The organism is Streptomyces sp. NPDC059455 (assembly GCF_042750115.1).
In the GTDB taxonomy this organism is placed as follows: Bacteria; Actinomycetota; Actinomycetes; order Streptomycetales; family Streptomycetaceae; genus Streptomyces; species Streptomyces endocoffeicus.
This window is the reverse complement of sequence record NZ_JBHYVB010000042.1, coordinates 55,550-65,954: the sequence shown is the minus strand read 5'-3', so window position 1 is coordinate 65,954 and position 10,405 is coordinate 55,550. Positions and strand designations below refer to the sequence as shown.

Genomic DNA, 10,405 nt, shown 5'->3' with positions numbered 1-10,405 from the left:
CATGATGGTGTTCTCCGAACGTAAGAGACATGGGCGACGCGCAAGCGAACCCCGGACCCAGCTCAGCGGCCGAGCACGGTCTTCAACGCCTGCGCGGTCGCGGGCCAGACCGTCTGGCGGCTGACGCGGGTGACGAGATCCGCGGCGTCACTGTCCGCGACGCCGTAATCGCCCTGCCAGGTGATCGCCGTCTGCCCGTCGGCGGGCTGCAGCGAGATGGTGGTGCGGGAGGTGGAGACGGGGATGGGTGGGTCTCCCTGGAAGCTGTAGGTCAGCGTCATCCGGGTGTGATCCAGCTCGTCAAGCCGTTCGGTTACCGTGCTGCCGTCGGTGAGCGACAGTTCACGTACGGCACCGACCCGTCCTGATATGCCGCTCGCCAACTGGCTACCGTTCACCTGCGGGTGCCAGTGCATGTCCTCGAATGCGGCCAGGAGTTGCCAGACCGCTTGCGGGTTGCCGTCGATGACAGTGGTGTATTCGACCGTGATATCCACGTCAGATCCAGCTTCCGCCGTTGACGACAAGGGCCTGTCCGTTGATCCATTCGGCCTCCGGCAAGGCGAGGAATCGTGCCACGGGCGCGATGTCACTCGGCTCACCAAGGCGTCCGGCGGGTGCGGAGGCGGCGACGTACTGCGTCATCTCAGGGCCGAGGACGCCGCCATCCACAGCGAGGAAGCCGTCACCGACAGCGCCGGAGTGAATGCTGTTAGCGGTGATGCCCCGCGAAGAGAGTTCCTTGGCCAGCGTGCGGATGGTGGCGTTGGCGCCGTTCTTGCTGGTGGCGTAAGCACCGAAGCCGGCGCCCGCGCTCTGGGTGGAGCTGCTGGAGATATTGATGATGCGACCGCCGTCGGACAGTCGTCGGGCAGCTTCGCGCAGTACGTAGAAGACCGCGCGGGTGTTGACGGCGAGCACGCGGTCGAACTCGGCGTCGGAGATCTCGGCCACCGGCTGCAGCCGCGAGGCGACGCCGGCGTTGGCAACCACGATGTCCAGGCCGCCGAAGTATGCGATGGCCAGGTCGAACAGCTCCCGCACACTGCTGCTGCGAGTGAGATCCGCGGAAAGCGGCAACACATCGACACCGAGCTTGCGGATCGCCTCCGCGGCCTCGTGTGCCTCCGTCTCCCGGCTGCGGTAGTGCAGGACGATATTCGCCCCCTCCTCCGCGAGCGCCTCGGCGATGGCTCGGCCGATGCTGCGCGGTGCCCCGGTGACCAGTGCGGTCCTTCTGGCCAGGCGGCGGACACCAGGGCCTCGTGGCCCATTGGATTGATTCACGGTGACGCTCCTTGAGAATGGCGGCCGCGGATCGCGACCGCCTCCACCTCACCGTGCCCTCCGGCCGCTGGCGGTACGAGAGACCGCTTCTGCCTAGGACTGACAGGGCGATGCTCACTCGCTGTCTATGGGCGACCATGCATACATGGATCGCAATGAGCTCGCGCGTTGCCTGCGTCACTGGCGGGATCGTCTCAACCCTGTGAGCGTGGGGCTGTCAGCAGGCAGCCTGCGGCGCGCGCCCGGTCTACGCCGTGAAGAGGTCGCACAACTCGCCGGTGTGTCGGTGGACTACCTCGCCCGCCTCGAGCAGGGACGCGCCGGGAACCCGTCCCCTTCAGTGCTGGAGGCTCTGGCACGGGCATTGCGACTGACCGATGACGAAAACGCCCATTTGTTCCGTCTGGCCGGCCACGCGGATCCGCGGACCAGCGGCATAACCCGGCACATGACCCCAGGCGTCCATCGGATCATCGATCGGCTCGCCGACAGTCCCGTTATCGTCCTGGACGCGGCCTGGCAGCTCGTCGCCGCCAACCCGATGGCCACCGCCCTGCTCGGCGAGATGATCAGTGAACCGGCGCGCCAACGCAACCTCCTGTGGCGGCACTTCACCGGCATGCCTTCCCGGGTCGTCGCCACGCCCGAGGAGGACGCCGCCTTCGAGACCGCGGCCGTCGCGGATCTGCGCGCCGCGGTCGGCCGCTACCCGGACGAGGTGCCGCTGCGGACTCTCATCACCGATCTGCGCAAGGTGAGCCCCCGCTTCGACCAGCGCTGGCAGCACGGCTCGGTCGCGCGCCACATGGCGACGCGCAAGACGATCCTCCACCCACAGGTCGGGCCGATGACCTTGGACTGCGACGTCCTCACCGTCGAGGGCGGCGACCTGCGCATCGTGGTCTACACCGCCGAGCCGGGATCATCCGACGCACGCACACTGAGACTGCTCAACACCATCGGCACCCAGACGTTCACCGCCGCTCCGGAGTGACGCGAACTTTTCTCGAGAGTTGACCGCCGCCCGCTCGGGGCCAGTGCGCCTTCGCCTTCGCCCCTCACCGGGCTGGCCTCGCGGTCACTGACCCGGGCTTCCTCGGTAACCGCTGTATGGCAGGGGCTGCGCTTCCCTCCGCCATGGATGGCTACGGACGGTATCGGATTTCCAGCATCACGCAGCCTTCGGATGTCCGGTACGGTCCGTGCGGCATGCCCGGGGGGCGCGCCGTGAAGTGCCCGGCGGAGAAGGTCTCGTCGAGCGTCAGGTCGTGCAGGCTGCCTTCGAGCAGGTAGACCTCTTCGACCCACTCGTGTCGGATCAGACCGGAGGGCGAGGTATCTAGGCCGGGCTCCCAGCGCACCAGCCGGGTCAGTATCTCCGGATCGAGTTCGTTCCTGCTCAGGATCTTCTCGGTGGTTCCGGGCTGGGGTCCGGCGCGCCATGGCATTGCGCTGGATGAGAAGAACTCGCGCTCGGTCTTCAAGTTGGTGACCTTCCGTAAACAGTTGGAAAGCGGCCTACCGCCGGTCTGGGCTACGCGCCGCTCGGCCCGGGCGTGTGGTTGACACACCCAGAGGTCATATATACGTTAAGTATACGCCACGCCTTGGAGGGTAAATGCCAACGCCTATCACGGAGATCGAAGGCATCGTCGGACGAAAGGTGCGCCGGGACATCAGTCGGCTGGTCGCGTTCGCGCGGGGGAATCTGGAGCGCGCGGCCCAGTCGATAGCGGACCACCCCTCGCCGCACATCGGCATCGTGTGCGGGTTCTTCGTCCGGCACGCGGAACCACCGTCACCTGAGACGGACGGCCTGAACGGCATGGGCCAGCTCGCCGCGGGGTTCATCGAGGCCGGTATCCCCGTCACGGTGATCACCGACGCGCCATGCGCCAAGGCGGTCTGGGCGGTCACTGGTGTCCTGCCGGGAAGGGTCGCGCTGGAGGTTGTATCGGTGGACCCCGACGCCGTACGGAGCCTACGCGGGCGTCTGGAGTCGGCGGAGCAGCCGCTCACCCACCTCATCGCGATCGAGCGCTGCTCGCTGGGTGCCGACGGGAGGGCGCACCGTGAGCACGGATGGGACATCTCGGACGATACCGCGCCACTGGACTATCTGTTCGAGGATGACGGCTGGAGCTCGCCCTGGACCACCATCGGTATCGGTGACGGCGGCAACGAGATCGGCATGGGTGTACTGCCCCGGGAGATCGTCGAGGAGGACATACCGAACGGCGCCCTGGTCGCCGCGCGGACCGGCGCCGACCATTTGATCGTCTCCGGCGTGGCCAACTGGGGTGCCTACGGCTTGCTCGGGGCGGTCGCGAGCTTGCGGCCCGATCTCGCCCCGCACCTGCTCAAGCACTTCCACGCGCAGTCCGAGCACGACGTCCTCACCGCGGCGGTCACCATCGGCCAGGCTATCGACGACAGCCGTGTCGATCGACTCGGCCAGTTGCAGATGACGATCGACAGGCTTCCACTCGACGACCACATTGACATCATCGAGTCCATCACGGCCGTTTTGTCACAGAGCTCCTGACCAAACCGAACTCAGCCCCCTGCCAGCGGGTCGGCAACCGGTGTGACGTAAAGAGCAGAGAAAGCAATGACAGGCACAGCACGTATTGTCCTTATCCACGCGACGCCCGTCGCCATGGCGCCCGTCCATGACGCGTTCACAAGAGAATGGCCCGAGGCTGAGCTGACGAATCTGCTCGATGACGGGCTCACTACCGAGCGGGCACGCCAGGCAGAGTTGGCTGAGGAGTTGATCGAACGTTTTGTGGATCTGGTGCGCTATGCCTACCGCACCGGCGCCGACGGCATCCTGGCGACCTGTTCGGCGTTCGGCCCGGCGATAGACCGCGCGGCGGCTCTGCTGCCCGTGCCTGTGGTCAAACCGAACGAGGCGATGTTCCGGGCGGCGCTCGCATACGGCACCGACATCGGGATGCTTGCCACGTTCGCGCCCTCGGTCCCGACCATGGCAGACGAATTCGCTGCCGAGGCGGAACGCCTGGGATCGCCTGCGAACCTCAAGTCGATCGTCGTCGACTCCGCGATCGACCTGCTGCGTGCGGGGGACGCAGGGTCACACAACCGGCTGGTCGCGGAGCAGGCACCAAGGCTCTCTGACTGCGACGCCATCGTCCTGGCCCATTTCTCCACCTCGCAGGCGGTGGAGCGGGTCCGCGCACAGGTGGCCGTCCCCGTCTTCACCGCACCACAGACAGCCGTCCTCGCCCTGAAGGAGGCTGTCCGTGGCGCCGTGTGACCGCTACTGTCCCCCCAGCCGACCCGTCGGCCGACGTGATCGGAAAGGGGCGCGGGCGTGATGCTCGGATGCATCGCCGATGACTTCACGGGTGGTACCGATCTCGCATCCGCGCTGGTGGCGCGGGGGATCCGAACCGTGCAGGTCATCGGCGTCCCCGATACGGGGGAGGAGGTTGTGCGGTCGGGCGCGGAGGCGGTCGTCGTCGCGTTGAAGACCCGCACGGCGCCGGTCGCCGACGCGGTGGAGCAGTCCCTCACCGCGCTGCGGTGGCTGCGGGAGATCGGCTGCGAACGCTACTACTTCAAGTACTGCTCGACTTTCGACTCCACTCCGGCGGGCAACATCGGCCCGGTCGCGGAGGCATTGATGGACGCCCTCGACATGGATTTCACCGTCCTATGCCCAGCGCTGCCAGCCAACGGCCGTACCGTCCGCGACGGCCGGCTCTTCGTGGGCGATGTGCCATTGGACGAGTCTTCCATGCGCCAGCACCCCTTGACACCGATGGATGACGCGAACGTCGTCCGGTTGATGCGGCGACAGACTCACTCGCGAGTTGGTCTGGTCGGCCACGGAACCGTGGGCCAGGGGCCGGAGCGGATCCGCGCCGAGTTCGACGCGTTGCGCAGGGCGGGAATCCGGTTCGCCGTCGTTGACGCGACGGACGACAATGACCTCCTTGCCATCGGCCGTGCGTGCGCTGATCTGCCGCTGGTCACCGCGAGTGCCGGGTTGGCGATGGGGCTCGCGGAGACTCTCCGTGCCCAGCCGCATCGTCTCACCAACGGTGGGCCCCCCGCTCCGGTACTATCCGGCGGGGCGCGAGCCGTCATCGCGGGCAGTTGCTCAGCAGCGACGAATGCCCAGGTCGAGGCGGTGCGAGCGGTGTACCCGACCTTCCCCGTCGACCCCTTCGCGATCGTCCGAGGCGAGGATGTCGTCACAGCGGCACTGCGCTGGGCGCGCCCGCTTCTGGCGCACGGTCCGGTCCTGCTGCACGCGACGCAACCGGCTCGGAATGTCACAGCGGCGAAGTCCTGGCTTCCCGGCGACACCGCCTCACGGGTTGAGGACACCCTCGCCTCGATCGCCCACGGCCTTGTCGACATGGGGGTCGGCCGGTTGATCGTCGCCGGCGGGGAGACATCCGGCGCGGTCGTAGGGGCACTGGGTGTTACGGGGCTGGTCATCGGGCCGGAGATCAGTCCGGGAGTCCCGTGGACCTGGGCGCTCGGCACCCCCCGGCCACTCGCACTCGCGCTGAAGTCGGGGAATTTCGGCTCGCGCGACTTCTTCCTCGACGCCTGGGAGCGGCTGCCATGAACCTGATCACGAAGGGCCACGAAGCCCGGCCGCGGGAACGGCTCGCCGCTCTGGGCGCATCCCTGTTCGCCCGCGGGCTGACCACCGGGACCAGCGGCAACCTCAGCGTGCGCGTGTCCGACGGATGGCTGATGACGCCCACCAACGTGAGTCTGGGCACCCTTGACCCGGATCGGCTGTCAAAGCTGGACGAGAACGGGCGCCACGTCGGTGGGGACCGTCCGACCAAGGAAAGCCTCCTGCATCTGGTGCTGTACAGGCAGCGACGGGACGCCGGCGGCATCGTTCACCTGCACTCGACCTACGCGGCGGCGGTGTCCTGCATGGACGGGCTCGATCCGGCTGGGTGCGTTCCGCCGCTCACCGCCTATTTCGCCATGAGGGTCGGTCGACTGCCCCTCGTTCCCTACCACCGACCCGGCGACCCGGCGCTGGCCACCGCGATTTACGACCTCGCCGCCCGTTACCACGCGATCCTGCTGGCCAACCATGGGCCGATCGTCAGCGGTACGACTCTGGACTCCGCGGCGGCGGCGATCGAAGAACTGGAGGAGACCGCGAAACTCTTCCTGCTCCTGCGCGGAATACCGACTCGCCCGCTCAGCGACCAAGAGGTCTCACAACTCGACCGTGGTCACTGACCTCACCTTGCCATGACAAGGCGACTTCCCGGCTACGCGTCGCATGGCCGCCTACCGAACCCGACAACCGCTTCCGAGAGGACAGCAATGAGTGATATCAAGCTCCAGCACCGCATGGTGTGGGCTGACGACCTCCGGTTCCACATCGTGGAAGCCGGCGAAGGACCCACGATCGTCCTGGTCGCGGGATTCCCGCAGAGCTGCTACGCGTGGCGGCGCCTGATGCCGCTGCTCGCGGACCGTTTCCACGTGATCGCCGTCGACCTCCCTGGGCAAGGCGACTCCGACAAGCCGGTGGACGGCTATGACACCCTGACGACCGGCAAGCGGCTGCGCTCGCTGCTGAAGGTCCTCGGTGAGGACTGGTATGTGTTGGTCGGGCACGACATCGGCGCCTGGGTGGGTTACGCCTACGCCCATCAGTTCGCCGCCGACCTGCGAGGAGTGGTGCTCCTCGACGGCAACATCCCGGGTGTCACCCTGCGGCCGACGATCACGCTCGGCCCGGACAACTGGCGTAACTGGCACTTCCTGTTCAACCCGATCCCCGACCTGCCCGAGGCACTGCTCCAGGGACGCGAGCGCATCCTCATCGAATGGTTCTTCAGCAGGAAGACCGCCAACTGGATGTCCACCTTCAGCAAGGCCGACATCGACGAGTACGAGCGCGTGTACCAGGCCCCGGGTGGACTGCGGGGCATGCTCGGCTACTACCGCGCGGTCCTGGAGGACATCGAGCAGAACACCCCCCTGATGCGGCGGAAGATCGGCGTCCCGGTGCTCGCCCTCGGTGGCGAGGTCGGCTCCGCCCCCGATCTCTACGAGAGCATGCGGCCGCTGGGCCACGACGTGCGCGGCGGAGTCATCGTCGGCAGCGGTCACTACATTCCCGAGGAGGAACCCGAGGCGCTCGCACGGGAAATCTCCGACTTCGTCAACGATCTCAAGGCATAGGGAGCGGAAGATGGCGACACCGAACGAGAAGGCTTCCGCCCCGAGTGGCTACGTGACTCCCGTGGTGGTGCACCAGGGCGTCGCGTACGTCAGCGGTCAGCTTCCCCGGAAGGACGGCCGGATTGCCTACCACGGGAAGGTCGGCGCGGACGTCGACCTGGAGTCCGCCAGGGCCGCCGCGCGGCTGTGCGCACAGGCGTGCCTCAACACTCTGGACAGCGAACTCGGCGGAGAGGGGGGCCGGGTCCTGCGGATCCTCAAGATGACCGGATTCGTCGCCTCGGCCCCAGATTTCACCGCTCAGGGGAAGGTGATCGACGCAGCGTCCGAGGTCTTGATCGGGACCCTCGGCGACTCCGGCCGGCACGCACGAAGCGCCATTGGCGTAGCGCAACTCCCGCACGGCGCCTGCGTCGAGATCGAGGTTGTCGCTGCGCTCGGCACCCCGTCATGACGACGGACCACGGGCTGCGCTTCAGCGCGAATCTGGGCTGGCTCTTCGGTGAAGTGCCGTTCGAGGAGCGCTTCGACGCCGCGGCCAAGGCAGGATTCTGTGCCGTCGAGTACGCCTCGCCCTACGGTCGTTCACCGGTGGAGCTACGTCGGCGGCTGAAGGAGGCGGGGCTGCGCCAGGTGCTGATCAACAGTCCGGTGGGGCCTCCGGGGACGCCCACGGCCGCGGGAACGGCATGCATGCCGGACCGCGTCGGGGAATTCCGCGACGGCGTCATACGGGCGCTCGGCTACGCCGTCGAGCTGGAGTGTCCGCTTGTCCACCTGCGGGCCGGCGTACGGCCCGCAGGTGTCCCGCACGACACGGCCTTCTCCCGGTACGTCGCGAACGTGGCGTGGGCAGGACAGCTCGCCTCCAACGCGGGCGTCCGGCTGGTCATCGAGGCGGTCAACGCTCGGGACATTCCGGGCTACTTCCTCCAGACCCAGGAACAGGCCGCGGGCGTCGTGGCGGCTGTCGGCAGTGACCAGGTTGGCATGCTCTTCGACATCTACCACTGCCAGATGAGCCAGGGCGACCTGAGCGCCCGCCTGGAGGAATTCCTGCCGGCCATCGCTCACATCCAGGTGGCGGACGTGCCCGGCAGGGCAGAACCGGGCACTGGGGAGATCGCCTGGGACTTCGTGTTCGACCGGCTGCGGGCACGTGGATACCCGGGCTGGATCGGCTGTGAGTATCGCCCCGCGAATGCCACCGCCGACGGGCTCGGATGGCTGACGAGGTACGCCCCGGAAGGGAACGGGTGAAGCAGTCGTGCGCAAGACGCAGGATCACGGGCATGTCACACTCTTCAGTACCCTGGCGGTGCGGAGCGCCCTGGAACACCAACTGCTCGAAGAGTTCACCGAGGCGACGGGCACAGCTGTCAGGGCTGTCTTCGATCCGACGTCCGTACTGAGGAAACGGCTGGCCTCGGGGGAGTGCCCCGACGTCCTGATCGCCATCACGGACGACATCAGGCAACTGGCCGCGCAGGGCGCCGTCGACGGCGCGGCGCGACTGCCGCTCGCCAGCACCGGAGTCGGTCTCGCGGTCCGTGCGCGAACACCGCACCCACGGATCGAGACTGTCGATGAGCTGATTCGTACGCTGCGCGACGCGCGGTCGGTCGCCTATTCGAGAACCGGGGCCAGCGGCATCTACTTCGCCCGGTTGCTGGCCGAACTCGGGGTGGCCGAGGAGGTGAACGCACGTGCCACGGTCGTGGAGAAGGGTTTCACCGCGGACGCTTTGCTGGACGGCAGAGCGGACCTTGCCATCCAGCAGGTGAGCGAGCTGATGGCGGTCCGTGGCGTCGATGTGGTCGGCCCCTTCCCGGCTGGTGCCGACCACGACACCGAGTTCAGCGCCGTACCGTCCATGGCCGCGGCGGGCCTGCCCCCCGCGCTGAAGCTGGTGCGCTTCCTCGCGTCCGAGCAGGCGCGTTCGACCTATGGGGCATTCGGTCTCAAGGCCGCGACCGGCAACGGGATCCGAGCGAGCTGAGCCGTGAGCCGGGTGTGCTCAATTCCCCGGCAGGACGAGAGGGCGCAGCTTGACGGGGAACGGAGCGACCGTGTTGCTTTGCAGCAGCCGTACCAGGCGGTCCTGCGTGGCGCCTGCGTGTTCCGGCAGCACCTCGGTGAGCGCCTCGCGGTCCTTGTCCCGCACCGCTTCGATGATGCGGTCATGCTGCTGGACATTGAGCTCGAACTGCTCGTCCTGCTGCTCGGGCAGCGCCGACTCGAGTGTGTAGAGATAGACGAGCAGCCGACGCACATGGCGGTGGGTCGATTGGGCGAAGTCGTGGAAGAAACTGTTGCCGATCGACTGGTTCATGCGCATGTGGAACTGCTCGTTCAACGCGGTGATGTTGAGGTACCTGCGGTTGTCTACCTCCACGCGGTACACCGACTGAATGCGTTCCAGATCGTCGGCGAGCGTCTCGTCGTCGAGCCTGCACAACTGAGCGAGGTTGTTCTCCACCAGTTGGTGAGCCACTACGATCTCGCCGATCTCCGCCAGATCGAGCTTGCGGACGAATGTGCCACCCCGGTTGGGCAAGATCTTCACAAAGCCCTCCGCGGCCAGCTGGTTGATGGCCTCCCGCGCCGGGGTCCGGCCCAGCTGGAACTCCTTGAGCAGCAGCGGCTCGTCGATCCGGCTACCCGGCGGGATCGTCAGGTCGATGATGCGGGAGCGGATCTTCTCCACGGCGGCCCCGGTCTGGGAGACCTTTTTCGGGGAGGCCGGGGTCCGGCCCATTGCGGCGTTCGTCTCCGCTGCCAGCATACTTGGCTCAGTTTGTCCGGTCTTCGACATGGCGGCCGCCGCTTTCCGGCTTTCCGGCATTCATCACTCTCCTGCGAACGGGAACGACGGGTGAAGCATCATCCGGACGTTCCGCTATGGTCCACGGCGTCG

General features: G+C 67.2%; 13 protein-coding genes. 9 read left to right on the top strand and 4 right to left on the bottom strand.

Going from position 1 to position 10,405, the window contains the following annotated elements; genetic code table 11:
* Window positions 1-62: 62 nt before the first annotated feature.
* Window positions 63-497, bottom strand: a complete 435-nt coding sequence (locus tag ACFXB5_RS17670) for an SRPBCC family protein (protein WP_385208447.1) — start codon at window positions 495-497, stop codon at window positions 63-65.
* A 1-nt stretch (window position 498) separates the two neighbouring features.
* Window positions 499-1,287 (bottom strand): SDR family oxidoreductase, encoded by a 789-nt coding sequence (locus tag ACFXB5_RS17665; RefSeq protein WP_385208444.1) that lies wholly within the window; start codon window positions 1,285-1,287, stop codon window positions 499-501.
* 127 nt (window positions 1,288-1,414) lie between these two features.
* Here ACFXB5_RS17665 and ACFXB5_RS17660 point away from each other — a divergent pair, with 127 nt between their 5' ends.
* Window positions 1,415-2,281 carry a helix-turn-helix transcriptional regulator gene (locus ACFXB5_RS17660; RefSeq protein ID WP_385208442.1) on the top strand — a complete coding sequence of 289 codons (867 nt, stop codon included), beginning with the start codon at window positions 1,415-1,417 and terminating at the stop codon, window positions 2,279-2,281.
* 151 nt (window positions 2,282-2,432) lie between these two features.
* Here ACFXB5_RS17660 and ACFXB5_RS17655 read toward each other — a convergent pair whose 3' ends face one another.
* Window positions 2,433-2,771, bottom strand: coding sequence for a cupin domain-containing protein (locus ACFXB5_RS17655; protein WP_037959727.1), 339 nt, complete (start codon window positions 2,769-2,771; stop codon window positions 2,433-2,435).
* Window positions 2,772-2,905: 134 nt separating this feature from the next.
* On the opposite strand from ACFXB5_RS17655, the gene ACFXB5_RS17650 reads away from it, so the two are divergent.
* From ACFXB5_RS17650 to ACFXB5_RS17615, 8 genes are all read left to right on the top strand, one after another.
* Complete coding sequence (locus tag ACFXB5_RS17650) at window positions 2,906-3,832, top strand: glutamate cyclase domain-containing protein (protein WP_385208439.1); 927 nt, start codon at window positions 2,906-2,908, stop codon at window positions 3,830-3,832.
* A gap of 66 nt (window positions 3,833-3,898) precedes the next feature.
* A complete protein-coding gene (locus ACFXB5_RS17645; RefSeq protein WP_385208437.1) occupies window positions 3,899-4,567 on the top strand; it encodes an aspartate/glutamate racemase family protein in 669 nt (222 codons plus the stop codon).
* A 60-nt stretch (window positions 4,568-4,627) separates the two neighbouring features.
* Window positions 4,628-5,893, top strand: a complete 1,266-nt coding sequence (otnK, locus tag ACFXB5_RS17640; protein WP_385208451.1) for a 3-oxo-tetronate kinase — start codon at window positions 4,628-4,630, stop codon at window positions 5,891-5,893.
* Complete coding sequence (otnC, locus tag ACFXB5_RS17635) at window positions 5,890-6,534, top strand: 3-oxo-tetronate 4-phosphate decarboxylase (protein WP_385208434.1); 645 nt, start codon at window positions 5,890-5,892, stop codon at window positions 6,532-6,534. The genes otnK and otnC overlap by 4 nt, the downstream gene beginning before the upstream one ends.
* An 87-nt stretch (window positions 6,535-6,621) precedes the next feature.
* Window positions 6,622-7,488 carry an alpha/beta fold hydrolase gene (locus ACFXB5_RS17630; RefSeq protein ID WP_385208431.1) on the top strand — a complete coding sequence of 289 codons (867 nt, stop codon included), beginning with the start codon at window positions 6,622-6,624 and terminating at the stop codon, window positions 7,486-7,488.
* Between the two features lie 10 nt (window positions 7,489-7,498).
* Window positions 7,499-7,942 carry a RidA family protein gene (locus ACFXB5_RS17625; protein ID WP_385208428.1) on the top strand — a complete coding sequence of 148 codons (444 nt, stop codon included), beginning with the start codon at window positions 7,499-7,501 and terminating at the stop codon, window positions 7,940-7,942.
* Entirely contained in the window at window positions 7,939-8,748 is an 810-nt protein-coding gene (locus ACFXB5_RS17620) for a hydroxypyruvate isomerase family protein (protein ID WP_385208425.1), read from the top strand. Before ACFXB5_RS17625 ends, ACFXB5_RS17620 begins: the two co-directional genes overlap by 4 nt.
* 7 nt (window positions 8,749-8,755) lie before the next feature.
* A complete protein-coding gene (locus tag ACFXB5_RS17615; protein WP_385208422.1) occupies window positions 8,756-9,487 on the top strand; it encodes a molybdate ABC transporter substrate-binding protein in 732 nt (243 codons plus the stop codon).
* A gap of 18 nt (window positions 9,488-9,505) precedes the next feature.
* Here ACFXB5_RS17615 and ACFXB5_RS17610 read toward each other — a convergent pair whose 3' ends face one another.
* Complete coding sequence (locus tag ACFXB5_RS17610) at window positions 9,506-10,333, bottom strand: GntR family transcriptional regulator (RefSeq protein WP_385208419.1); 828 nt, start codon at window positions 10,331-10,333, stop codon at window positions 9,506-9,508.
* Window positions 10,334-10,405: the final 72 nt, after the last annotated feature.

Coding starts and splice junctions, on each gene's coding strand:
- ACFXB5_RS17645 (WP_385208437.1), top strand. CDS start 3,899: ATGACAGGCACAGCACGTATTGTCCTTATCCACGCGACGCCCGTCGCC.
- ACFXB5_RS17610 (WP_385208419.1), bottom strand. CDS start 10,333: ATGCCGGAAAGCCGGAAAGCGGCGGCCGCCATGTCGAAGACCGGACAA.
- ACFXB5_RS17625 (WP_385208428.1), top strand. CDS start 7,499: ATGGCGACACCGAACGAGAAGGCTTCCGCCCCGAGTGGCTACGTGACT.
- ACFXB5_RS17650 (WP_385208439.1), top strand. CDS start 2,906: ATGCCAACGCCTATCACGGAGATCGAAGGCATCGTCGGACGAAAGGTG.
- otnC (WP_385208434.1), top strand. CDS start 5,890: ATGAACCTGATCACGAAGGGCCACGAAGCCCGGCCGCGGGAACGGCTC.
- ACFXB5_RS17620 (WP_385208425.1), top strand. CDS start 7,939: ATGACGACGGACCACGGGCTGCGCTTCAGCGCGAATCTGGGCTGGCTC.
- ACFXB5_RS17660 (WP_385208442.1), top strand. CDS start 1,415: ATGGGCGACCATGCATACATGGATCGCAATGAGCTCGCGCGTTGCCTG.
- otnK (WP_385208451.1), top strand. CDS start 4,628: ATGCTCGGATGCATCGCCGATGACTTCACGGGTGGTACCGATCTCGCA.
- ACFXB5_RS17630 (WP_385208431.1), top strand. CDS start 6,622: ATGAGTGATATCAAGCTCCAGCACCGCATGGTGTGGGCTGACGACCTC.